Annotated in this window: 17 protein-coding genes; 15 read left to right on the top strand and 2 right to left on the bottom strand. The window is 47.0% G+C overall.

Annotation, left to right across the window (positions count from 1 at the left end; all coding sequences use genetic code 11):
* The first annotated feature begins 7 nt into the window (after positions 1-7).
* From AC58QO_RS26440 to AC58QO_RS26390, 11 genes are all read left to right on the top strand, one after another.
* Positions 8-2077, top strand: coding sequence for an alpha-glucuronidase family glycosyl hydrolase (locus tag AC58QO_RS26440; protein ID WP_497270824.1), 2070 nt, complete (start codon positions 8-10; stop codon positions 2075-2077).
* Positions 2078-2119: 42 nt separating this feature from the next.
* The gene (locus AC58QO_RS26435) at positions 2120-3121 is read left to right on the top strand and encodes an endo-1,4-beta-xylanase (protein ID WP_497270823.1); all 1002 of its coding nucleotides are present in this window, start codon (positions 2120-2122) and stop codon (positions 3119-3121) included.
* A gap of 152 nt (positions 3122-3273) precedes the next feature.
* Positions 3274-4902 (top strand): response regulator transcription factor, encoded by a 1629-nt coding sequence (locus AC58QO_RS26430; RefSeq protein ID WP_497270821.1) that lies wholly within the window; start codon positions 3274-3276, stop codon positions 4900-4902.
* Positions 4874-6661: a sensor histidine kinase gene (locus tag AC58QO_RS26425; RefSeq protein WP_497270819.1), complete on the top strand. Its 1788-nt coding sequence runs from the start codon at positions 4874-4876 to the stop codon at positions 6659-6661. Before AC58QO_RS26430 ends, AC58QO_RS26425 begins: the two co-directional genes overlap by 29 nt.
* A 94-nt stretch (positions 6662-6755) precedes the next feature.
* The gene (locus AC58QO_RS26420; protein WP_497270817.1) at positions 6756-8453 is read left to right on the top strand and encodes an ABC transporter substrate-binding protein; all 1698 of its coding nucleotides are present in this window, start codon (positions 6756-6758) and stop codon (positions 8451-8453) included.
* Positions 8454-8573: 120 nt separating this feature from the next.
* The gene (locus AC58QO_RS26415) at positions 8574-9548 is read left to right on the top strand and encodes an ABC transporter permease (RefSeq protein ID WP_497270815.1); all 975 of its coding nucleotides are present in this window, start codon (positions 8574-8576) and stop codon (positions 9546-9548) included.
* A 117-nt stretch (positions 9549-9665) separates the two neighbouring features.
* Positions 9666-10595, top strand: a complete 930-nt coding sequence (locus AC58QO_RS26410) for a carbohydrate ABC transporter permease (protein WP_497270813.1) — start codon at positions 9666-9668, stop codon at positions 10593-10595.
* Between the two features lie 68 nt (positions 10596-10663).
* Positions 10664-11809: a family 8 glycosyl hydrolase gene (locus tag AC58QO_RS26405; RefSeq protein WP_497270811.1), complete on the top strand. Its 1146-nt coding sequence runs from the start codon at positions 10664-10666 to the stop codon at positions 11807-11809.
* A gap of 153 nt (positions 11810-11962) precedes the next feature.
* On the top strand, positions 11963-12898 hold the full coding sequence (locus AC58QO_RS26400) for an AraC family transcriptional regulator (protein WP_497270809.1): 936 nt from the start codon (positions 11963-11965) through the stop codon (positions 12896-12898).
* 103 nt (positions 12899-13001) lie between these two features.
* Complete coding sequence (locus tag AC58QO_RS26395; RefSeq protein ID WP_497270807.1) at positions 13002-14144, top strand: glycosyltransferase WbsX family protein; 1143 nt, start codon at positions 13002-13004, stop codon at positions 14142-14144.
* 42 nt (positions 14145-14186) lie between these two features.
* Positions 14187-15146, top strand: coding sequence for a phytanoyl-CoA dioxygenase family protein (locus tag AC58QO_RS26390; RefSeq protein ID WP_497270805.1), 960 nt, complete (start codon positions 14187-14189; stop codon positions 15144-15146).
* A gap of 154 nt (positions 15147-15300) precedes the next feature.
* Here the strand turns inward: AC58QO_RS26390 and AC58QO_RS26385 are convergent, their stop codons facing one another.
* Both AC58QO_RS26385 and AC58QO_RS26380 read right to left on the bottom strand, forming a co-directional pair.
* Positions 15301-16935 carry a response regulator transcription factor gene (locus AC58QO_RS26385; protein WP_497270803.1) on the bottom strand — a complete coding sequence of 545 codons (1635 nt, stop codon included), beginning with the start codon at positions 16933-16935 and terminating at the stop codon, positions 15301-15303.
* Between the two features lie 5 nt (positions 16936-16940).
* Positions 16941-18785 carry a sensor histidine kinase gene (locus AC58QO_RS26380; RefSeq protein WP_497270801.1) on the bottom strand — a complete coding sequence of 615 codons (1845 nt, stop codon included), beginning with the start codon at positions 18783-18785 and terminating at the stop codon, positions 16941-16943.
* 205 nt (positions 18786-18990) lie between these two features.
* Here AC58QO_RS26380 and AC58QO_RS26375 point away from each other — a divergent pair, with 205 nt between their 5' ends.
* The 4 genes from AC58QO_RS26375 to AC58QO_RS26360 all read left to right on the top strand — a co-directional run bounded on the left by AC58QO_RS26375 (position 18991) and on the right by AC58QO_RS26360 (position 24164).
* Entirely contained in the window at positions 18991-20307 is a 1317-nt protein-coding gene (locus tag AC58QO_RS26375) for an ABC transporter substrate-binding protein (RefSeq protein WP_497270799.1), read from the top strand.
* Positions 20308-20394: 87 nt separating this feature from the next.
* Entirely contained in the window at positions 20395-21285 is an 891-nt protein-coding gene (locus AC58QO_RS26370) for a carbohydrate ABC transporter permease (RefSeq protein WP_497270797.1), read from the top strand.
* Positions 21285-22115, top strand: coding sequence for a carbohydrate ABC transporter permease (locus AC58QO_RS26365; RefSeq protein WP_497270795.1), 831 nt, complete (start codon positions 21285-21287; stop codon positions 22113-22115). Before AC58QO_RS26370 ends, AC58QO_RS26365 begins: the two co-directional genes overlap by 1 nt.
* A 30-nt stretch (positions 22116-22145) precedes the next feature.
* A complete protein-coding gene (locus tag AC58QO_RS26360; protein ID WP_497270793.1) occupies positions 22146-24164 on the top strand; it encodes a galactose-binding domain-containing protein in 2019 nt (672 codons plus the stop codon).
* The last annotated feature ends 162 nt before the right edge of the window (positions 24165-24326 follow it).

Raw genomic sequence — 24326 nt, 5'->3', positions numbered from 1 at the left:
GTGCATCATGCCTACACATAAGCAAGAAACAGATCTTTGCTGGCTTCGATACGCGCAAATTGACGAGGCCGCATTACTAGAAACCTACCGAACCTGGTGTCAGGAAATTGTCACCTATACGATATCCGAAGTCTTTCAGACGGCTGCGCATGAGCTGCATGAAGGAATTACAAGTTTGCTGGGCGTAGCGCCTATCCATTCGGAAACTCCGACGAAATCGCACTCGATTCTGCTTGGCGTACAGGATCAGACGACTGCGTTTGAACATCTCTTAGATGCCGAGCGAGTGACAAGCATACAGGAAGACGGTTACCTGATTCAAAAGGTAGAAGCGCTCGGGCATAGCTATCTCGTCCTCATCGGCGGCTCCGATAAAGGTGTGCTTTACGCAGTGTTCGAACTGTTGCGCAGGCTTCAGTGCGGAGAATCCCTTGAGCAACTCAGTATAGTTCAGAATCCCACTAACCGACTGCGAATGATGAATCAATGGGATAACATGGACGGCAGCATAGAACGTGGATATGCGGGTCGCTCCATTTTCTTCGAGGATAATACCATCATCAAGGACCATACACGCATTCGTGAGTACGCTCGCTTGCTCGCATCCGTAGGCCTTAATGCGATCTCGATCAATAACGTGAACGTACATCGCCAGGAAACGATGCTGATCACAGAGACTTTTCTCCCTGAGGTAGCTCAGATTGCAGCGGTATTCCGTTCGTACGGGATCACTTTATTTCTCAGTGTGAACTATGCGAGTACGATGGAAATTGGCGGGTTGACAACGGCGGATCCGTTGGATAACGACGTCATCCTCTGGTGGGAAGAGAAAGCAGCCGAGATTTATCAATACATCCCTGATTTCGGCGGTTTTCTAGTGAAGGCGGACTCCGAATTCCGCCCAGGTCCTTTCACTTATGGCCGCGATCATGCGGACGGTGCCAATATGCTGGCGAATGCGCTTTGGCCGCACGGCGGTCTGGTCATTTGGCGGTGCTTCGTCTACAACTGCCTGCAGGATTGGCGGGATCGTACAACGGATCGCGCGCGAGCGGCCTATGATCATTTCACGCCACTGGATGGGAAATTTCAGGATAATGTCATTTTGCAAATTAAAAATGGTCCGATGGACTTCCAAGTACGCGAGCCAGTGTCTCCACTCCTCGGAGGCCTGCGCAGCACGAATCAAATGCTGGAGCTGCAAGTCACGCAGGAGTACACGGGGCAGCAGAAGCATGTTTGCTTCTTAGTACCGCAATGGAAAGAAGTCATCGACTTTGATACTTATGCGCAAGGTGAAGGCTCGACGACGGCTGAAATTGCTAGCGGCGCTTTATTCGGACGAGCGCATGGCGGCTTCGCGGCAGTGTCCAATATCGGAGATGATTGGAATTGGACGGGTCATGTATTAGCGCAAGCCAATCTATACGGATACGGCCGCTTAGCGTGGGATCCTAGTCTTGCTGCGGAAGCTATTGCGCAAGAATGGATCATGATGACGTTCAGCCGGCAGCCAGAGGTGGTTGCAGCACTATCGGACATGATGCTCCGTTCTTGGAGCATTTATGAGAAATATACAGCGCCACTCGGTGTAGGCTGGATGGTTAATCCAGGACATCACTACGGTCCGAATGTGGATGGGTATGAATATGCCAAATGGGGGACCTACCATTTTGCGGATTGTCATGGTATTGGCGTCGATCGCACCTTGAAATCGGGAACAGGCTACACGGCCCAGTATCACGCGCCACAGGCAGAGCGATACGAATCCTTGGCGCAGTGTCCGGATGAGTTGCTGTTATTTTTCCATCATGTGCCGTACACCTACCAGTTGAAATCCGGTAGAACGGTCATCCAACACGTGTACGATACTCACTTCGAAGGCGTAGAGGAAGCGGCTGGGTTGGTTGCTGCATGGACGTCGCTTCAGGAGCACATTGATGAAGTACGTTATGACCAAGTGCTGCAGCGCCTTCAGGATCAAGCTGAGCATGCGAAGGAATGGCGCGATGTCATTAATACGTATTTTGCAAGGAAATCGGGGATTCCGGATGAGCAGGGGCGTACGATTTACTAAAGCCTTATTTTTATTCCATCCGATTGAAGGAGGTCATACTACGTGACAGAAAGCCAGAGAGATATAGCGTCGTTATATAAGAAATTCGAGCGTTTTTTCGATATTGGAGCAGCTGTGAATGCGAAAACCATTGAAACGCAGGCCGACCTCATCAAACGGCATTATAATAGTGTAACCGCTGAGAATGAAATGAAGTTTGCCGAGATCCATCCCGATCCAGACCGCTACACGTTTGGGGTGGCAGATGCGATCGTTGATTTTGCAGCTAATCAGAGGAAAAAGGTAAGAGGTCATACGTTAGTTTGGCACAACCAAACACCAGACTGGGTGTTCGAGGGAGCGAACGGGGAGCCAGCCACAAGGGAGCAGCTTCTGACCCGGATGCAGCAGCATATCGAAACGGTCGTGAAACGTTACCGCGGCCAGGTCTACGCGTGGGACGTTGTCAATGAAGCGATTGAAGATTCTACAGAAATCACGCTGCGTAAATCCAAGTGGCTCGAGATTATAGGTGAGGACTACATCGCGAATGCCTTCCATTTCGCACATCAAGCTGATCCTAATGCGGTCTTGTTCTACAATGATTACAATGAAACGAATCCTGTGAAACGGGAGAAAATAGCTGCTCTTGTGTTGTCTTTAAAAAACCAAGGCGTACCGATCCATGGTATCGGCATGCAGGGACATTGGAACATTCATGGTCCTTCCATAGAGGAGATCCGAGATGCTATTGAGCTGTATGCCTCGCTAGGGGTACAACTGCAAATTACAGAACTAGATCTGTCGGTGTACGAATTCACGGACAGACGAACCGATCTCACAGAGCCAACCTCGGAGATGTTAGAGCTGCAGGCAGAGCGCTATGGGCAAATTTTTGAGCTATTCCAGACATACCGGAGCAGCATTACGGCAGTCACCTTCTGGGGCGCGGCGGATGATTACACATGGCTGGATGATTTTCCAGTGAAGGGGAGGAAAAACTGGCCGTTTCTTTTCGATCGTAATCACGCACCGAAGAGGGCTTTTCACCGGATCATGAAATAGCTATGCAAATAGACCTTTCCAACCCATAGTTGTCAGATCATGACAGAGTGGGATACAATAGACAACATCTAGATTGCTCGTATAGATACCCTGCGAGTCCGGCTATGTACCGGACTCGCTTTTCCATTTTAGTTACCAAGGGAGTGAAAGTCATGAAGCTGCAAGTGATGTTAGTCGATGATGAGCAATATGTCAGGAAAGGTTTACTCGGCCTAATCGACTGGGAGTCCTTGGGGTACTGTGTCAGCCACGAAGCGGATAATGGAAAAGATGCGCTGCGAATCATTTCGTCCAGGCAATCAGAAATTGATGTAGTGATCACCGATATACGAATGCCAGTTATGGATGGCTTAAAGCTAATAGAAGAAGTAAAACTTCGTAATCTTAGCACGTGCAAGTTTATTATTTTAAGCGGTTACAATGACTTCACCTATGCGCAATCTGCTATTCGCTTTGGTGTGAGTGACTATATTTTGAAGCCAATTGAAGAAGAGGATTTGGAAGAGACCTTACGGAAGTTGGCGCAGCAAATTAAGGAAGAGCGAATACAGAAAGCAATTAGCGGGCGATTAACGCTGAAGGGCTTGTTCGAGCAATTAAGTAGAGGCGAGCAGGCGGCCAAAGCGGTGATGGAGCTGGATGGTCGGGTTCATTTGTCCAAAGGAACCGTGATGCGTTATGGCATTGTCGAAATGAACCGGGGGCTATCCGAGGAGAGCGACGCGACGGACTACCAGATCAAGGACGATGTCAGTGTCGTTGCCGAGGCCTTGCAAACGCTGGTTGATGTGCCGAGCGATTTTGTCGTTCAGCTGCGCAACCATCAGTGTGCTTTTCTCATTTGCTCGGACGCGCTGAAGTTGTACAGTGGCAGCTATGAACGATTTGGCGCAGCGCTGCAGGGCCTGTTGGCAAAGAGATTGCAAGCTGGCGTTACCCTTTATTTCGGCACCAGCGTGAAAGAGATGAAAGCACTCAGTGAGTCTATTCAGACAGCTAACGAGCTGTTGCAGTACAAGTATGTGAAGGGAATGAAGGATGTTCTCTTCTATGAAGTAGCTTCTAAAACAGCGCTAAGCTATTCGGAGCCAGATGCCAGCTTATTTCATCGCATTCAGGAAGCTGTTGGCGAGCAGGAAACGGAGAAGATTAAAACAACCATCGCGAAGCTCTTTGTTGAAATCGAAGCCAAATCACTGGCCAAAGACGCGATTCGTACGATTATCAATCGCTATGTGCACAGCATCGTAGGAACGCTGCAGGGGATGCAGGGACCAACGGATCTGCTAGTTAATCTCAAGCCCATGCTGAGCTGGGATGCACAACCGCTTTCTTTTAGCGAGCTGCAGCACTTATTCATTTCTTTCATGATAGAAAGCTCACGTATGATGGAGCAATTACGCGGTGAGCAGACGAAGGGCAGTATTCACAAGATTAAGAGCTACATTGAGCACCATTACCAAGAGAATATCAATCTCAAGAGTATTGCGGCTGAATTTTATATGAATCCGGTGTACGTCGGACAATTATTCAAGAAAACGTATGGCCAGTATTTCAATGAATTTCTGCTGTCCATCCGTATTGGCGAAGCCAAGAAGCTGCTGCGTCAAACCGATTTGCGGATTTATGAAATTGCCGAAAAGGTAGGCTTTAATAACGCTGACTATTTTGTTGCGCAATTTGAGAAAATGGAGGATATGCCTCCGTCCGAATATCGCAAAAAACTACTGACCAAACAAGGCGGCCATTCCCATGAAAAATCGACGATTCCAACTAAATAATATACGTTTGCGCAACAAGCTGTTGATGCTGTACTTTCTAAGCGTATTTATCCCGATTTTATTGACCAACGTAATTTTTTATCAAGTGACAACCCATAATGTTCAGCAGCAGAAAACGGAAGATATCTCTTTAAATTTAGATAAATTGAAGGATGAATTTCGCGCCAAGATCGACAATGCGGTTGGGATTTCATCCGTTTTTTATACAGATGGTCTCTTGAATGATGCCCTGGAGCACACATACGTTGAAACCATCGATTATGTACAAATGTATAACTCGCAGTTGGCGACCAACATTAATAAGTACAATTTGGTGTATAGCGAAATTAAAGGCATTCAGATGTATACCAACAATCCAACGATTATCGACTCAGGCGGCTTACACCCGCTGACGGATATTATTCGGGATACGGAATGGTATCGGAGCCTGCAGAAGGTGTTTGCTAAAGGACAACCCTATCCGCTCGTTATGCGTAGCGATGACAATGAGAGCTCGTACAGCGGACTTAGCGTCATCCGTCAAATGAACAACTTCGTAAATGCGAACACCTATAGTAAAATACTCAAAATTGAGATGAGTCCTGACGCGATTAAGGTGATGTTTAGCAACCAAGCGCTGCAGGGAAATCTGTATTTGCTGAACGCCGAAGGGGATATTCAGTATACGACAGACACGAAGCTGGACTGGATTCGGGGTAAAACCAATTTCCGCAGCGTCGCAATCCCTAAGGATGCCATTCAATTGGAGCGCGATTATAGTACCAACTATTTGAAGGATTGGCGTATCGTGCTCGTTTCCGATGGGCATGTCCTAGATGCAGTGCGCAAATCTAAGCAATTCGTCGTTTATTTAGCCTTACTTAACTTATTACTGCCGACACTTGTCATTGTATGGATCTCATCTTCCTTGCATACACGTCTAGTTCGTATTCTTGTTCATATGAAAAAGGTGAAAAACCAGCATTTCGATCTCATTAATGAGCCGGAAACAAAGGATGAAATCGGCCAGCTGGTGCGGGAATTCAACCGAATGACCGTGCAAATTAAGAGCCTCATTGATGATGTGTACATTGCAGATATTCAAAAGAAGGATCTGGAGCTGAAACAAAGGCAGTCACAGCTGCACGCCTTGCAGAGCCAGATTAACCCTCATTTTCTCTTTAATGCGTTGGAGACGATTCGTATGCGCAGCTTGATCAAGCAAGAAAATGAGACAGCCAAAATCATTAAGAATATGGCCAAAATGTTTCGCCGTTCGCTGGAATGGGGCGGGGAATGGGTCACGTTCCGTGATGAGCTGGATTTGATTCTATGCTTCCTAGAAATTCAGAAATACCGTTTCGGTGATAAGCTAAGCTACCGCTTCGAGGTGGATGAGTCTGTCTATAGCTGTAAAATCCCCAAAATGACCTTGCTCCCCTTCATTGAGAATGCTAGTCTTCACGGGATTGAGCCCTTGCAAGGCCATGGCACCATTGAAGTGAAGGCGACTCGAAATGGTGATCAAGTCCACTTTACGATTGCTGACACCGGCATTGGGATGCCTAAGGAGAAAGTGGATTTATTGAACGCTTATATGGCCAACGGCGAAGATGTAAGTGGACATGTCGGTATGAAGAATGCTTTTATGCGACTGAAACTATATTACGGCAACGCAATTGATGTACAAATTAGCAGTGAGGATGGCGTCGGGACCATTGTGAAGATTTCTACGCCTGTTCAAGCAAACGGGAATGATCGACCACCTATGCTTTACTAAGAAGATACTAAACTTTACAGGGTAATCAAGATGAGAGCGGTTTTATATAATGAAAGTGCTTACAAGAAAGAGTTGAGAGGGGAGTTTCACAAGAATGAAAAAGTTGAAATTAGTCACAATGGGCACATTGTTAGCGCTTTCGTTAAGTGCTTGTAGCAGCTCGAATTCAGCAGATCCTGCTGCTTCCAAAACACCAAGTAGTCCTAGTGGCACAGCCGCTGCAACGGAAGAACTCAAACCAGCTACGTTCAGTTATTTCTTGTTTAACGCAGGAAAGAACATGAACACGAATGAAACTCCAATCGGTAAAGAGCTAGAAAAGCAAACAGGTGTCAACTTCAAGGTTGAGAATCTTGTTGGTGAATCCAAGACGAAGTCCGGTGTTATGATTGCCGGTAATGAGTTCCCGGATGTGGTTCAGCCTGAGGGAGAAATCGATAAGTTTATGGATGCAGGCGCATTCATTCCGCTTGATGATTTAATCGCCAAATACGGTCCGAACATCAAACGCGTGTATGGTCCTTATTTTGATAAAATGAAGCAAAAAGATGGCAAGATTTATCACCTGCCATTCAGTGCGAATCAGGGCTTTGCCCCTAACCCGAACGTTGACCAAGGCGCATTCTGGATTCAACGCGGCGTATTGAAAGAGCTTGGTTATCCGAAGCTTACGACACTTGATGAATACTTCAATGCTATTAAGACATATAAGGACAAGCATCCACAAGTGGATGGCAAGGATACGATCGGGTTCTCCGTCATGACGTATGACACGAACTTCTTCACGATCACGAACCCTGCGTTCCATCTAGCTGGCTATCCGAATGACGGTGGACTGCTGATCGATTTGAAAACGAATGAAGCAAAAAGCAATGCCATTGATGAAGCAACTACAAAGCGTTGGGTGAAAAAGCTCAATGAAGTCAATACAGCAGGTCTGTTTGATAAAGAGTCCTTCACAATGAACAAAGATCAGTATTTGGCGAAATTAACTTCCGGCCGCGTGCTTGGTTACTTCGCGTATGACTGGCAAGTTGGCGATGCACGTAACAACTTGGCCAAAGCTGGCGTAGATGACAAGCGTTATGTTGCACTTCCAATCGTGTTTGACAAAGGCGTTAAGGACCAATACTTGGATCCGCCTTCCTTCGTAAACAATCGTGGTATCTCCATTTCCAAAAGCGCGAAAGACCCTGTTCGCATCATCAAATTCTTTGACAACATGCTGACAGAAGATAATCAAATCTTGCAGCAATGGGGTATTAAAGGTCAAACGTATGAAGTGGACGACAAAGGGAAGTTCTTCCGTACGGATGAAGAAATTGCGAAAATCAAAGATCCTAAGTTCTATGAAGATTTCGGTTTGAAAATGTTCGCGTACAACTGGCCTCGTTACGGTAACTTCTCTATTGTTAAAGGCGATAACGCATTTGACCCTAACAAGCAGCCAGCGGTTGCTGAGAAGAACTATACGGATGGCGACAGAGCACTTCTAAAAGCGTACAATGCGAAAGTATTTACGGATATGTTTAGTAAGCCTGATTCCCGTCCATGGTACCCTGCTTGGAGTATCAACAAAGGTCAAGGCACACCTGAGCAAATTTTCGAGCAAAAAATGGGTGATCTTCAGAAGAAAGCTTATCCTGAAATGATTCTAGCGGCTGGCACAGACAAGTTCGAGAAAGCTTGGAGTGACTATGTGGCTCAAGCAAGCAAGCTTGATATCAAAGGCTACGAAGCATTTATTACAAAAGTTGTGAAAGACCGTGTTGCAGGTAACTGGGCGAAATAAGGAATAAGACATTAAGTATTAGGGATGCATGGCACATGAGCGCAGGTTAGTGTCATGCGTCCCTTCTATAACTAAAACTAACTAGATAAAAGGCATTACTGGAGGAGAGAGTGATTTTCTATGGAGAGCCTTACAAAAGAATCCCTAACGGACAGACCAGCGCTATCCGAGAAATCAACAGGGTTAGCTTTATTTTTTCGTAAGCTAGGTAAACAAAAAGTACTGATGGCCATGTCGCTGCCTTTTCTTATTTGGCTGTTCATTTTCAAATATGTGCCGCTTTGGGGCTGGTCGATCGCCTTTCAAAAGTATCGTCCTGCCAAAAAGTTCTCTGAGCAAACCTGGGTTGGATTCGACCAATTTAAATTCCTATTCCAAGACGAAGGCTTCCTTCGTGTTATGCGAAATACATTGGCCATGAGCACGATTAATCTTGTGTTAGGCTTTGTTACAGCTGTTACTCTAGCTATTCTTCTCAATGAATTGCGTAAAGTTATTTTCAAACGCTTTGTACAGACGATCAGTTATTTGCCCCATTTTATTTCTTGGGTTGTGGCAGCAAGCATTGTCTCCGGAGCATTGTCGACGGATGGCGGTATTATTAATGAAATCTTATTGAAAGCCCATTTGATTAGCGAACCTATTTTATGGCTTGGCAAGGGCGAATATTTCTGGGGAATTCTCGGTGCCTCTGAAGTGTGGAAAAACGTCGGTTGGAATACCATTATTTATTTGGCCGCAATGACGACGATTGACCCAGCGTTGTATGAATCCGCAGAAATGGACGGAGCCAACAGATTTCAGCGCATCGTGCATATTACTCTACCTGGGATTAAACCGGTTATTATCATCTTACTAATCATGAATTTAGGTCACATTCTTGAGTCTGGCTTTGAACCGCAGTATTTACTCAAAAATGGGATGAACATAGATTATGCAGAAAATCTCGATATTTTCGTACTCAATTACGGCATCAACTTGGGTAACTTCTCGTTGGCGACAGCAGCAGGCATTTTCAAGACAGTGGTTAGTTTTATCTTCTTGATTAGTGCGAATCAGATTGCCAAACGTGCTGGTGAAGCCAGATTGTTCTAAAATTTAGAGAGTATGTGTTTCACACGATAACTCGGCTAAATTTCTAGAGAAACGTACCCGTCCATGGAGGACTGAGCAGTCGTTTATTTTGACCCATTTCACAAGGAGGTATCAGCTATGGAAGCTGCGCAACATACAAGCTCGAGCCGGCGGAATACGCACATAGGTGATCGTCTGTTCGATATTTGTAATATCATTTTTATGATCTGTCTCGTCATTGTTACGCTGTATCCCTTCGTCAATACGCTTGCAGTAGCGTTGAACGATGCGAATGATGCAGTTCGCGGAGGTATTTATCTTCTTCCTAGAATGTGGACATTCGATAACTTTAAATATGTATTTAACGAAGCCGCAATCGTGCATGCATTTTTCATTTCAGTGTTGAGAACTGTGCTGGGTACAGTAGTTACGGTGTTCTGCTCCGCAATGGTTGCCTACACGATGTCGCGTCAAGAGTATGTGCTTCGTAAGTTCATAACGGTTGCATTTATTTTCACCATGTATTTCAGCGGCGGACTAATTCCAGGATACCTGCTGATTCGGGATCTTGGTATGTTAGGAAGCTTCTGGGTGTATATCATTCCAGGTATGATCGGGGTATTCAATTTAATTATTATCCGTTCGTTTATTGAAGGACTTCCTGATGGAATTATGGAAGCGGCTCGTATTGATGGTGCGAATGATTTCTCCATGTTCATGCGGATTGTTCTTCCACTCGTTGTTCCTGTATTGGCAACAGTTGCGCTATTTAGCGCAGTCGGTCAATGGAACTCTTGGTTTGACGTCTTCTTGTACAACTCGTCGAATGAGAATTTGAGTACGTTACAGTACGAGTTGATGAAAATATTGCAGAATACGAATACGCAAACGTCGCAAACTGCGGCCGATATATTTGCTAGCAGCGCGAACTCAGGGGCAACTACGGTAACCCCAACGTCGATCCGCTCTACAATGACCATCGTGGTGAGTCTACCTATTATTATGGTGTATCCCTTCTTGCAGAAGTACTTTGTAAAAGGCATGACCGTTGGCGGAGTAAAAGGATAAAAGATACAGCAAAGCCCCTAGGCATATAGCATGTCTGGGGGATTCTTATTAGATAGGAGGCATTTCAAATGCAAAAGCAAGTGATGGGCGCATCGGCTAAGGGAAACTGCCGCAATCTATTTGGGGAGTACGGATATGCGGAAGCGGATATTCAGAATAAATTACAAGACGTGTGGAACCAATTGTTCCACGGCGATGAGGATACAAGAATCTATTACGAAGCCGGTGAGGCTGGGGCTTATTTGCTGGATACAGGCAACCTGGACGTCCGAACGGAAGGCATGTCCTATGGGATGATGATAGCCGTTCAACTGGATCAGAAGGATGTATTTGATCGCATTTGGAAGTGGACGCATACCAACATGCTGATAACCGAAGGCAACAATGCGGGTTATTTTGCTTGGTCGTGCAATACCGACGGTTCTAAGCGATCAAACGGTCCAGCGCCGGATGGGGAAGAATATTTTGCTTTGTCGCTGTTCTTTGCTTCGCATCGCTGGGGCGATGGGGAAGCACCGTATAACTACAGCGAGCAGGCACGCGAGTTGCTTCGGACGTGTATTCACAAAGGAGAAGACGGTGTAGGTCAGCCGATGTGGAATCCAGAGAATAAGCTGATCAAGTTTGTTCCAAACTGCGAATATTCGGATCCATCGTATCATCTTCCACATTTCTATGAGTTGTTTGCTGAGTGGGCACATGAAGAGGATCGATCGTTTTGGAAAGAGGCTGCGGAAGCTAGCCGAGCTTATATGCAGATCGCTTGCCACCCGGAGACGGGCTTGGCACCCGAGTATGCGCATTACAATGGCACGCCGAACGATGATCGCGGCTATGGTCACTTCTTCAGCGATTCCTATCGTGTAGCGGCGAATATCGGGCTGGATGCGGAGTGGTGCGGCGGCTCCAAGTGGCATACCGATACGGCGAATCGCATTCAAGACTTTTTCGCGGATAAGTCGTCAGAGGATTATCGCCGGTACCAAATCGACGGGACACCTTTTGAGGAGAAGGCCCTGCATCCTGTTGGCATCATTGCTACCAATGCAATGGCCTCACTTGCAGTACCAGACGGCGCACATGCCCGGGCATGTGTAGACTTATTCTGGCAGACGCCGGTTCGCACAGGTGTAAGACGGTATTATGATAATTGCTTGTATGCTTTCAGCGTGCTGGCATTGAGCGGGAATTTTAGAATCTGGCTGCCTAAATAGCCACTTGGTAGACAACGAACTCGGTATTCCTTTTTCAAAGGGGGGCCGAGTTTTTCTCATTTCTATTTTATGCAGGATGATATAATAGATTTACTGAACGACTACAATCGAAACATGTTAGCATTTTTGAACGAGAGGTTGAGGGAAGTCTATATGGAGCCTAATGGGGCTGTCAAAAGAATTGATTTTCTGAACTTAGCGCCGTACGTTCGCTTCGCACACGAGCATGCAGGCGAGGACGACTATCGAGTTCCGCCTAGGGTCATTTACGATCACGAAATGATTCTAATCACTTCGGGCACGTGTGTGTTTCAACTGGAAGATCAGTCTTATACATTGGAAGCGGGAGACCTGCTTTTTATAAGGCCACATTTGAAGCATTCCTACTATGTACCCAAGGGGAAGTCGTTTCGCTATTTCGCTGTCCATTTTGATTTGATGTATATGGGGGAGCAATTGGATTTTTCCCCTATTGATGTCTATGTGAAACTGGATTATTTCCATTTGGACTACATCCCTGTGGAGGAAGAACTCACGGAGCGCCCTTTGCTCGAGCTCGACGAGGTCTGGTTTCCGCATCGCATGCGTGTATCGGATCTCTTAGCCTATACCCAAACCTTCCAACGGATGGTTCACTCGTTCACTTCGAAGCCATTGGGCTATCCCATCCTGCTGCGGTCACAGCTTCTGCAGATTCTGAGCTATATGGTCAATGACCTAGCTACGGATAACGGCATTAGCGGCGAATCTGCTCACCGAACCGAGATTACCGAAGCCATTCGCCACATGCAGGATCACTACGCTGAAATGATGGATCTCAATGCGTTGCCGCTAGCTGGGAGCCTCTCGCCGAACTATTTCCGTAAGTTATTTAAGGAAGCAACCGGTCGAACGCCGCTTGAATTTCTCACGCATCTTCGTATAGAGAAAGCCAAAGAATTGCTGCAGACGGGCGCTAACTCCATCAGCAAAATTTCCGTCATGGTCGGGTACGAAGACATCCACTACTTCAGCAAACTATTTAAAAAGCTGGAAGGGATGTCTCCCAAGAACTATGCAGCCTCTTTGCGTCGAACCTATAATGAGTAAGCGCATAGAGTGTTGAATTTTACAAATGCGATCGTTGAATTGACCAAAGCTTTCGTCGTTTTTTCCAGCTAGAATGGAGGAAAGTGGAAGGGGGCAGTTCACGATGACAGTGGAGCAAACAGCTAAAACGGAAGTGGCGGTTTACTATTTCCCGAATTATCATATCGATGAGATTAACGAAGAGCGGCATGGAAAAGGGTGGAACGAATGGGCCCTTATGAAGGGGGCAACGCCGCGTTTCCCAGGACACCAGCAGCCCAAGGTGCCGCTTTGGGGCTATGAAGACGAGGCTGATCCGGCGGTCATGGCACGCAAAATCGATGCGGCAGCCGATCATGGTATCGACAGCTTTATTTTCGACTGGTATTGGTATGATGATGGGCCGTACCTCCATGGTGCATTGGAACGCGGGTTTCTCAAAGCTGAGAATAATGACAGGCTCAAATTTTCTTTAATGTGGGCGAACCATGACTGGATGGAGATCATGCCGGCAACTCGGCACAAGCCGTATCCCATTCTTGCCCAAGGAACGGTCACTGAACAGCAGTTTATTGAGGCGACCAACTACATGATTGAGCACTATTTTCATCATCCCTCCTATTGGCGCGTGAATGGGGGCTTATATTTTTCGATTTATGAACTGATGAATTTGGTAAAAGGACTCGGTGGAAACCTATCTGAGGTACGTCGGATTCTGGATGATTTCCGCAGTCGAGTGAGAGCGAGCGGCCTAGGCGAGCTTCATCTCAATGCGGTCGTTTGGGGCATTGCTAACCTGCCTGGTGAAGACAAGATCGTTGATGTGAATGGATTTCTAGCGCAGCTTGGATTTGACAGCATCACATCTTACGTCTGGATTCATCACGATGAAATTCCGAACTTCCCTGGAAGCGATTACACGGAGTATCGGGACATTGCGATTCAAAATTTCGAGAAATTCACGTCGGACTATGAGCTGCCCTACTTCCCGAACGTCTCTATGGGATGGGATGCCAGTCCGCGTACCGTGCAATCGGATGTGTATGATCTCCTCGGCTATCCGCACACGCCAATTTTGACGAACAATACACCAGAGGCGTTTAAAGAGGCACTTTCCTTTGCCAAAACGTTTATAGAACAACATACGGAGCCCCGCATCCTTACCATTAATTCGTGGAACGAATGGACCGAGGGCAGTTATTTGGAGCCGGATACCGAGCATGGATACGGGTATTTGGAGGCAATCCGCGACGTTTTTAGAGGATAAATGGAACAATGAGATTGTCTGGCTCTGGGGAGGGAAACGGAGATGAGTTTCAATGATGGAGATCAATTGAGCCAAGATAACGCGCTTAGGGAGCCACGGAAAGGATTCGAAGATCGGACGGAGCTGCTAGATGAACCGGGACGTCTGCGCGAGCAGGCGGAGCGGGACGGGTATTTATTTTTTCGGGGATTGCTACCGAAGGACAGAGTAATAGGACTGCGTCGGCAGATACTCAATATATTGAAGAACCAGGGATTGCTCGCTGGCGGGCATGAGATCATGGATGGAATCGCAGATCTGGAAGCTGTATCCAGGCTGCTGCCGAGTGGGGAATTTGGAGTTGGTGTATCGGAGGATATCTATTTGGAGATTCAGAAGCTAGAGGATTTTCATGCCCTCGCCCATGACCCCTCCCTGCTTCGTGTGTATCAAATATTATTTCAAGATGAACCGTTTCCGCATCCGCGCAATATTTGCCGCTTAATGTTACCTCATTCAGCCATGAAACCGACGCCTCCGCACCAGGATTTTATACACATTCAAGGTACGGCGGAGACGTGGAGCTGCTGGATTCCGCTGGGGGATTGTCCCCGGGAGCTCGGTGGTCTTGCGATGCTTGAGCGCAGCAATCAGCTTGGAGTTCTTGACGTGACCAGTCATTCCGGAGCGGGCGGGCTGGCAACAATATTGTGCGGGTATGATCTCCAATGGGCGTATGACGATTACTATTCTGGCGACGTAATCGTCTTCCACAGCTACACGGTGCATAAGGCTATGCCTAACTTGTTAGGCAGCAAAATCCGTCTCTCCTGCGATTATCGCTATCAGTCCGCTCATGAGGTCATCGACGGCAGCTCGCTTCTGCCGCACGGTCCCTATACATGGGAGCAAGTATACGAAGGCTGGAGGAACGATAATTTTCAATTTTACTGGAAGGATAAAAACCTTGCCTTCTCTGAGTGGGATGAATCCATTCGCTGGCAGAAGGATAAGATTTGTTGATTTGAAGAGTGAGAATTGAATTGCAAAACGCTGGTTTTCTCTTGTGCGTATACAAGAAAGATCAGTTTTTTTGTTTTGTCACAAGATTGCTTCCATGGGATCGACGAGACGACGTTGACTGCTTCCTGTATATGGAATCGGTTCAACAGCCGTCTCACAACTGACGATACTCGCTCGGTGTAAATCCGGTCATTTTTTTAAATACCTTATAGAAATATTTCTCATCTTGAAACCCAACCATACCAGCCACCTGATTCGCTTTATAAACACCCTCCTTCAACAGGGCGCGGGCAACATTCATCCGATGCTCTAGCAAATAGGTATGGAAGTTTTCGCCGGTTTCGTCTTTAAACAGCTTACTGAAATAAGAAGGGCTTAAATTGACGTGCTGCGCAACGCTATCCAGTGTGATATCGCCCCCATAATGCTGTCGAATATACAGCTTCGCTTTCTCCATCAACGCATGGTTACTGCCGCCGTTCCTAGGCATGGAATCCGCTGCAGCAGCTGAGAACGCCTCAAAGATCAGGTCGAGCTTCCCGCTGAACCATTCCACGACGTGATCCACGCTGTCACAAGCATTCACTTCTTGCGACAGCAAGAACTCCTCGCCAAGCACCTCCTCAGGTTGAAGGCCGAGCTGCCTCAAGTGTTTAAAAATCACCAATATCAATTGAAAGTTGAGACGTGTAAAATGGGCAGCATCGACAGCGAAAGAGGGCGTGCTACGGTAAGGCTTCAGCAATTCTTGAATGGAAGCGAGTGCCAGCTCTGGCTGTTTTCGTTCAAAAGATGACAATAGCTCTTGATCGCATTTCAGAGGGATGGAGCCGACCGTCTGCTCGTTCTTAATAGGCACTAACCCCGCTATGAATACATGATTGCCGCCTCGGATGAGACGCTGAAGAATGGCTTTCTGAGAGGCTTCATAAGAAATCTTGAGATGGCTTAGCTCACGAATGCTAGTACCAATGCCTACTGTAACCGTCTGTTTGGTATACCGTTCTATACATGTGCAAAGCTCCTCGCCGACTCGTTTTAACTCAGCTTGGCCCTCCGCCGCAACATCGTCGTTATAATTCAGCACGAATCCAATCCCATCCTCAGTGTCAAAGGGATAGTGCACAATTTCTTGTGCGTCCAATGCTTCAGAAGCGATATTTTCCACGGAAAATTTGATCAGCTCCCGATCTCTTAAGTTAAGCTCATGTGAAAGCTTGGCGTAATGATCCACACTAAGGCATACAACACTGAATAGCGGATGGGCAAAATGGATCTCCAACTCCTGAAATTTACGCTGTAAATACAGTTCCCCGAAGGAATCGTCTCTGGTCAGTGATCTGAAAAATTGCTTCCGCATCGACTGAATGCCGTGATGGGCGATCATTTCCATCTTCGACAAAGACTCTTGCTGTATCTCGCGTGATCGCAGCGACTGCCGAACGCTATTCACAGCGTCGAGCAGCTCCCCATCTTTGATCGGCTTCAGTAGATAATCAATGGCACCGAGTTGAACAGCCTGCTTCGCATAGGAGAATAGATCGTAACCGCTAATAAACACGAATGCTGGGGTTAGCTCCAACTGCTTCGCTGTGGACATGAGCGTTAATCCATCCATGCCCGGCATACGGATATCCGCGATAACCAATTGGTAGTCGCCCTGCCGCAGCATCTCAAGTCCCTCGATGCCATCTTTCGCTTCAGCAATCATCCCAGCATGTAAGTTGCGAAGCTGCATGACGACGGATTCTCGAACCAATGCTTCGTCATCAATGACTAGAATGTTCATGATAATCAATCCTTTTGTCTGTAAGGTAGGGTGATTTTGACCATCGTATGTGAACCAAGTTTGCTAGACAGCTTAATGCCGTAGGCCGGGCCGAAAAAATACTGGATCCTCGTATGCACGTTCGTCATGCCAATACGTTCGCTTCCACCCGATGTTTCAGCAGGCTGAAGCGAGTTGTTCTCCAGATTCCGATTAATCGCATCCAGTTGGGCTTCTTCCATGCCTAGTCCGTTATCGTAAATATAAATGAAGCATTGCTCTTCGAAGATTTGCCCTGAAATCCGAATCTCACCTTTATCTCTTTTGAGCTCTAGCCCATGATAAATCGCATTTTCAATAAAAGGCTGGAGCGTCAGACGAAGAATCGGTACCTCCAGCAATCGTTCGTCGATATCATAATGGACGGTGAATCGGTCCGAGAACCGGCGCTCTTGCAGAAATAAGTAACTTTGGATATATTCGAGCTCTTTGTAAAAGGGTACAATAAAGTCGCCTTTACTCAGGTTGTACCGGAACATGTCGGATAGATGCTGGACCATGATCGAGGCGTTGACAGAGTCCTTTTTGTCGCTAACCGCTTTAATAGAAGACAAAGTGTTGTATAGAAAATGCGGATTAATCTGATTTTGCAGCGCCTTTAATTCTGACTCATTACGCAATATCGTGAGCTCGTATTTCGTTTCAATCAAATCCTTGAGCTCAGCGACCATCGTATTGAAGGTTTCGCCAATCATACCTAACTCGTCTTCTCTCTTCAGTTGAATGCGGGTTGAGAAATCGCCGTGCTGGAAGGAGCGGAAGGAGCGCATCAGTTTTTTTAAAGGTTTCGTAATCCATTGTGAGAATAAGAAAGCCATGAGCAGCGCCAACATCATGAGTACTAATAACAAGAAGAGGGTGCTTTGTTTCAAGTAGGCACTCTTCTTCTTTAAAGCGCTTACAGGGAGAATAGAAACAACTTTCCACTGGTTTTGTGGTGAGATCCGATAGGTAACGATCGACTCAGTCCCTTCAACGTTCGCGTTTATAGAGCTCGAGGTAGAAGGTCCTGCGTTGAGACTTTGATTTAAGCGAGTAATCCATGCGTCACTAACCTTACGGTTGGTGTAGATCAGCTGTCCATTCTTACCGAGTACAAGGACCGTCTCTTCGGCATCCGTTTCCGTATTGGTAAATAGCTGTTGAATACGCTCCATATTCTGATCGATAACGAGGACACCTTTGGGTTGATTACCTGGCGAAGAAATGTCGAGAATCGAACGGGAAACCGAAATGACAGACTGGCGTTCGCTTTGACCAACGGCTAGAAACTCGTTCACATGTGGCTCCTGAAAGAGCGGAACACCTTGCAGATTAAGCGTTTGGGTAAACCACTCGTCGTTCTGCACCCTATACAGATTGAGTGAGCCGATGCCTCTTTTATTCGCAAAAAATTTGGCTTCACCGTTCAGCGAGAACAGAGTAATGGAATCAAACCGGTCGTTGCTTTGCAACAGCGTATTTAGAAAATCATATACACGGTTATAGTACTCCATGTACGTTGGGTTAATTTGATTGGCCTCCGTAGTCAGCACCTGCAGTACGTCTTGCAGATTCGGATAGACATACATGGATTGGCGGGTTAAATAGCTAATATTTTCATCCAAGTTGTTGGCGATCTGATCGATGATGCGTGATTTGTAGCGAACGAAGTCGCTTTCCACGATGCCTGCCGAAATTCGATACGAGACAAGCCCAAAGAATGAAACAGGAAGCAGTGTCAATACGATGAGAATAGATAGCAGCTTATATCGGATCTCTTTACGAAATGGTTTACGGATGGCGGTTAGGAAAGCCAAGGGAGAGTTCATCGCGCGCATTCACCTGCCTGCCTAAGGTTGTTATTTTCTCATCTTACTAGGAATTAAGTGAATGAACAACGGAAGAGAGGTGTGTTTCAATAAGTTCGTAAGCGATTCCACCTTTTCAGAGAAAATTACGCCTATCTGGAAAAACACCTCGATAGTATGATGAGGCTAGAACCAGTTCCAACACTTTATTCCGGGGGGATTACAAATGAAAATGACGATGAGAAAATCGATGTTCGTGCTATTGGCATCCGCACTTACAGTAGGTTTGACGGCATGCAGCAGCGGTTCGAGCAGCTCGACAAGCACAACGAGCGGAGGCGACTCTACACCAATTACACTCAAGTACGTTTCGTGGATGTCGAAAGGTGAAGATAAACCGATTTTGGCAGAATTCATGAAGAAATACCCGAACATCAAAGTAGAAGATACTGTACTCGACGGCCAAAAATACGATCAATTGCTTAAAACCAAGTTCCTTGCTGGCGATGGTCCGGACGTGTACTTGTTTATGAAATCTGCCCAATACGCATCTTACGTCAAAGAGGGTTGGCTGATGGACGTATCCAATGAGCCGGGCACGGCAACCCTTAAGCAGTCTAAAGAATTGACCAGTTACTATACGCAGGATGGCAAAATTTACGGTTCCATCGTCAACGGCGGCGGTGAGCTATGGCCGATTTACTATAATAAAAAGTATTTTGACAAGCTGGGCATTAAGGCTCCAACGACGCCGGAAGAGTTCTACGCCATTTCGGCCAAAATCAAAGCAGATGGCAAAGAACCGGTCGTGTTCGGCGGCAAAGACGGATGGCCATTCCGCATCATGTTTGACCCTTACCGCAACGCAGAGAATTTCGGCAAATATCCAAACTATAATGACGCTTTGTACAAAGGCGAAGTCAAGCCTTCTGACCTCTACAAGAACACCTTTACGGAGTTCGGCAAATGGGTGAGTGAAGGCATCGTCGCGAAGCCGAGCTTAACGCTGACATACGACCAGAGCGTGCAATACTTCGTAGACGGTAAAGCGGCTATGATTCCGCAAGGCCCATGGTTGACAGGTCTGGATCCGATAAAGAACGCGAACAAAAACGATTTTGAGTTAGGCGCATTCGTCTACTCTTATGCACCAGTGAACGGCAAGATTCATCTGCTTGGCGCCGCAGACCGCTCGATCGGTATCAACGCGAAGACGAAGCATGCAGATGCAGCTAAGAAACTATACAACTTCTTCTTGGAGAAAGAGAATGTTACCAAATATCTGGAAAGTCAAGGTCTTACTACCTTGCTGCCAGGTGTGAATGTCAAAGTCGATGCCGTATTAAAACCGCTGATGGATCTGTCGAACGACGCTTCCAAGGTCGAGTACCATTTCACAGCAGGCGCAGTGACCTTCCCGCCAGCATGGGACAGCATCACATGGGCTAGCTATCAGAACATTTTGGCAGGTCAATCGGTAGATTCAGAACTGAAGCGAGTCGATACGGAATTCGCGAAGCTGAAGGATCAAGCGATTAAGTAAAATAGAAATAATAAATAGCGGAGGGCAGAAGGCGCGATTCCATGCTGATCTCCGCTATTATCAAAGGATATTCTGGGAGTGCTAACGATGAACCTACCCTTTTTCAAACGTAAGGAATTGTTATATGCGGCTTTGTCAGTCGTCCCTGCCCTGGTGCTTTTTCTCGTTTTCGTCTATTATCCGCTCATCCAAACCTTCATCTACGCATTGACAGATTGGAACGGCTACAGCCAAACGTTCAACTGGGTAGGCTTTGACAATTTTAAAAAGGTGTTCATGGAGGCGGAGAACCGCAAGGTTTTCTATAATACGCTTTACTTTTCATGTTTGAGTATTCTTTTCGGTACAATCATTCAATTAACCATAGCGGTCATCTGTCATCAGAAATTCAGAGGTAACAAGCTTGCCGTTACCCTCATTTATATACCAGCTGTTATTAGTCCGATTATTGTTGGCCTCACGTGGAGCTCCTTGCTGCAGTATACGGGTTTGCTGAATCATTTCTTGGAATCGTGGGGTTTTGGTTCTTTAGTGAAGGATTGGCTGGGTGACCCGACTCTCGTCAAAAACACGCTCATCTTCGTGAATCTCTGGCAGTACACAGGTATGGGGATGGTTATTTTCCTATCTGGCATGAACAGCATTCCGAAAGACATTCATGAAGCAGCCATGCTGGACGGCGCCGTGATGTTTCGCAAATTCCGTTCGATCACGCTGCCGCTCCTGATGCCATTCGTTACGATGAATTTGTTTATCGGGATTACGGGCGGACTGAAGGTATTCGAGCTCCCATTCGTCATGACGAACGGAGGCCCCGCCAATGCTTCCAAATCAGTGGTCATGTCCATTTATGAGAATGCGTTCCAATATCAAAGGTTCGGCGTCGCCAGCGCGATCGGCATCGTGTTCTTTCTGTTTATCGCCGTCGTAACGCTCTTTCAACTTAGAGTCACAGGCAGAAGGGAGGTTGAATACTGATGGCGATTCGTTTGGACCATCTGATGAAAGGGTTAGGCATCGCGCTGTTAGCTGTCGTCGTCATCGTTATCAGCGCACCCGTTCTGTATGTGTTTGTATCGAGTTTAAAAACGACGGTTGAAATCAACCGGGTTGTGCTCATTCCTGAACAATTGTATTGGACCAATTACTTTAATGTGTTTAAAAATAAGCTCGTGCTTCACGGCATATGGAACTCGGTGTTCATTACCACGGTATCCATGGCTGTTGCCGTCGCTGTATCCTCGCTCGCCGGTTATGCGATTGGGCGGAGACCGGAGCGGATGTTTCGGCTGCTCTACCTTTTCTTCTTGAGTGCCATGATGATCCCGGTCGGCTCTAGCTTGGTGTCGCTTTATACGATTATCAAAAGCATGGGATTGATTAACTCAGCGTTCGGATTGATCCTGATCTACGCCGCTCAGGCCATTCCAATGGGCATTCTGCTGTACAGCGGCTTCGTGAAGACGATCCCGCGCGAGCTGGACGAGGCAGCGACAATCGACGGTTGCGGCTTTTACCGCAGATTCAGCACGGTGTTGTTTCCGCTTATGAAGCCGGTGTCTATCACTTTTATTGTCATTTCGTCCATTGGTATTTGGAATGATTTCCTCATGCCGCTGTTATTCATCACTTCAGAAGTCAAAAGAACGCTGCCGCTCGCCGTCTATTCATTTACGAGCTCACATGCGGCGGATTTGGGGGGCATCTTCGCGATGCTGACGATTGCCGTCGTGCCGCCAATTTTATTTTTCGCTTTCATGCGCAATTATTTCTTTGAAGGACTGACCGCAGGTGCGGTGAAAGGGTAATTAAACTTAGTAAAACGGAGGGGGAAGCTGATGTTGAATCATGTGAAACCGCGTTTGAAGAAAGTGCCTTTCCTGTTTTTCATTCTGGCTTCAGTAATTTGTCTATTGGCAAGCAGCTTTATCCGGACTTCAAGCGCGAAGGCAACGAACCCGAATGACAGTTTAATCGGCGCGATTCGGTGGGATGGACAAATTAGCAATCAAGCCACCGGCACCCATGCCAGTGTAGGTACGGAAGAAGAAAGGGCTCTTGGAGCGAATAAATGGCATTTCAGGCTGCCTTTCTACGGGACAGAACCGACGGCAAATTCCGTGATTATGGACGGAACGCAGCAATCGGTCATGGATCAAGAGATTGCCTATGCCAAAGAAGCGGGCATTGACTATTGGGCGTTCTGCTGGTATCCGAGCAGCACCGGCTTGCAGATGCAAAGAGATCGGTACTTGGCCAGCGCATATAAAAATGATATCAAGTGGTCAGTGATCCTGTTCACCAATCCGATGAGCTCCACCGACGTCGATTGGCTTGTAGAAAGGTTTAAGGAGCCTAATTATCAGAAGGTGCTGGGCGGCAGACCGCTAGTCTATGGTTTCAATTATCCGGATCTAGTTTCTGCGTCACTCGTGACGGAAATTAGAACGAAAAGCGCGGCACAAGGGGTGCCGGATCCATATATCGTGGCCATGGATTTTAGCGCAGGCGGCGCTTCAAGCTTCGCAAATCTGATCGGAGCGAATGCGATCAGCAGCTATGTCACACCAGGCAGCAGCGGATTGGCTTTCTCTTCGCTGACTGCGAACGAACGCAGCAACTGGGACACTTGGAAGAATACTGGCAAGAAGGTCATTCCATGGGTGACCGCAGGTTGGGATCCTCGTCCAAGAATAGAATTATCTCCTCCCTATGCGTGGGGCAGCTATGGTGCTAGCGATTGGGCCTCAAGAGCAACACCGTCCGAATTGGCAAGCGAGCTGCAGAGCGCGATCAATTGGAATGGCGCAAACACGAGTACTGCGGAGGCTAATGCTGTTTTGATGTATGCGTGGAATGAATACAGCGAAGGCGGTTATATCAGTCCGTTGAAATCGGGCAATGGCGTGAACAGGGATTTGCTGGACGCGGTAAAGAGCGTGACGACCTCAATTAGTGCGACAAGTGGCAATCCAAGTTATTCCTCATTCGTGACTGGTAAAACGCTCTCGGGCACGCTAAGAAACAATTTCAACGACTTCGTGGGCATGAAAATTACGGTCGGCAGTTCTCCGATAACCGTATATGAATTGGGAAGATACTACGTGTCTGGCAACAGTGGCAACCATTTGCTCAAAATCGTCAAAGCCTCGGATAATACCGTTATCGGCAATACGATTATTAACATGGGAGCAGGCACGGCGGACGCGAACGGATTCAAATATGCAGCGCTGTCCAGCCCGGTTACACTTGCAGCGAATACATCTTACTTTATCGCTTCATCCGAGACAGTTGGCGGGGATCAATGGTACGACTATAACTCGTCTCTCACGACATCGGGTGTTGCAACGATAAACTCCGCATACTTCAGACAGTTCGACGCAAATTCGAACGATGTAAATAATACGTACGGCGCAGGCGGCAATAGCTACGGCCCTGTTAACTTCAAATACACCGGCGGCAGCGCTCCTGCGAATCTAGCCTTGAGCCGTAGCTACAGTTCCTCTTCTAACTGGGATGGGACTCAAACGGCAAACAAGGCATTTGACGGCAGCTCCTCTACGAACTGGCAGGCGGGCTCTGGTACTAGTTTCAGCGGGCAATGGCTGGAGGTTAATTTCGGTTCGAATGTGACGTTCAGTAGAACAGTTATTAAGGAGTATCTAGACAATCGGACGACAGGCTACCGGATTGAATATTGGAATGGTTCCAGCTGGCAGACGGCTTATACGGGCACGACGATCGGAACGAATAAGACCGATACGTTTACGGCCGTAACAGGCAGCAAAGCTAGAATCTATTTCACGAGCGGCTCCTATACGCCAATCATTTTCGAGTTTGAAGTTTACAGCCAATAGTCGGCGGCATCACACCGCCAAGTAATAACCGTCGGCACTCTTAGTGCTGGCGGTTATTTACTTTGTGACTTACCATGACATTCGTTCACAATTCGGACACAATTTTTTAATCTATTTTTCAGATTTGCTTAAGGTTGGTTTATTGTTCCACCCGTATAGTGA

Source organism: Paenibacillus sp. J31R30, from assembly GCF_059692115.1.
The sequence above is the reverse complement of the archived record's forward strand: the minus strand, read 5'-3'. Positions and strand labels throughout refer to the sequence as shown.

Coding starts and splice junctions, on each gene's coding strand:
- AC58QO_RS26440 (WP_497270824.1), top strand. CDS start 8: ATGCCTACACATAAGCAAGAAACAGATCTTTGCTGGCTTCGATACGCG.
- AC58QO_RS26430 (WP_497270821.1), top strand. CDS start 3,274: ATGAAGCTGCAAGTGATGTTAGTCGATGATGAGCAATATGTCAGGAAA.
- AC58QO_RS26425 (WP_497270819.1), top strand. CDS start 4,874: ATGAAAAATCGACGATTCCAACTAAATAATATACGTTTGCGCAACAAG.
- AC58QO_RS26420 (WP_497270817.1), top strand. CDS start 6,756: ATGAAAAAGTTGAAATTAGTCACAATGGGCACATTGTTAGCGCTTTCG.
- AC58QO_RS26415 (WP_497270815.1), top strand. CDS start 8,574: ATGGAGAGCCTTACAAAAGAATCCCTAACGGACAGACCAGCGCTATCC.
- AC58QO_RS26410 (WP_497270813.1), top strand. CDS start 9,666: ATGGAAGCTGCGCAACATACAAGCTCGAGCCGGCGGAATACGCACATA.
- AC58QO_RS26405 (WP_497270811.1), top strand. CDS start 10,664: ATGCAAAAGCAAGTGATGGGCGCATCGGCTAAGGGAAACTGCCGCAAT.
- AC58QO_RS26400 (WP_497270809.1), top strand. CDS start 11,963: ATGGAGCCTAATGGGGCTGTCAAAAGAATTGATTTTCTGAACTTAGCG.
- AC58QO_RS26395 (WP_497270807.1), top strand. CDS start 13,002: ATGACAGTGGAGCAAACAGCTAAAACGGAAGTGGCGGTTTACTATTTC.
- AC58QO_RS26390 (WP_497270805.1), top strand. CDS start 14,187: ATGAGTTTCAATGATGGAGATCAATTGAGCCAAGATAACGCGCTTAGG.
- AC58QO_RS26385 (WP_497270803.1), bottom strand. CDS start 16,935: ATGAACATTCTAGTCATTGATGACGAAGCATTGGTTCGAGAATCCGTC.
- AC58QO_RS26380 (WP_497270801.1), bottom strand. CDS start 18,785: ATGAACTCTCCCTTGGCTTTCCTAACCGCCATCCGTAAACCATTTCGT.
- AC58QO_RS26375 (WP_497270799.1), top strand. CDS start 18,991: ATGAAAATGACGATGAGAAAATCGATGTTCGTGCTATTGGCATCCGCA.
- AC58QO_RS26370 (WP_497270797.1), top strand. CDS start 20,395: ATGAACCTACCCTTTTTCAAACGTAAGGAATTGTTATATGCGGCTTTG.
- AC58QO_RS26365 (WP_497270795.1), top strand. CDS start 21,285: ATGGCGATTCGTTTGGACCATCTGATGAAAGGGTTAGGCATCGCGCTG.
- AC58QO_RS26360 (WP_497270793.1), top strand. CDS start 22,146: ATGTTGAATCATGTGAAACCGCGTTTGAAGAAAGTGCCTTTCCTGTTT.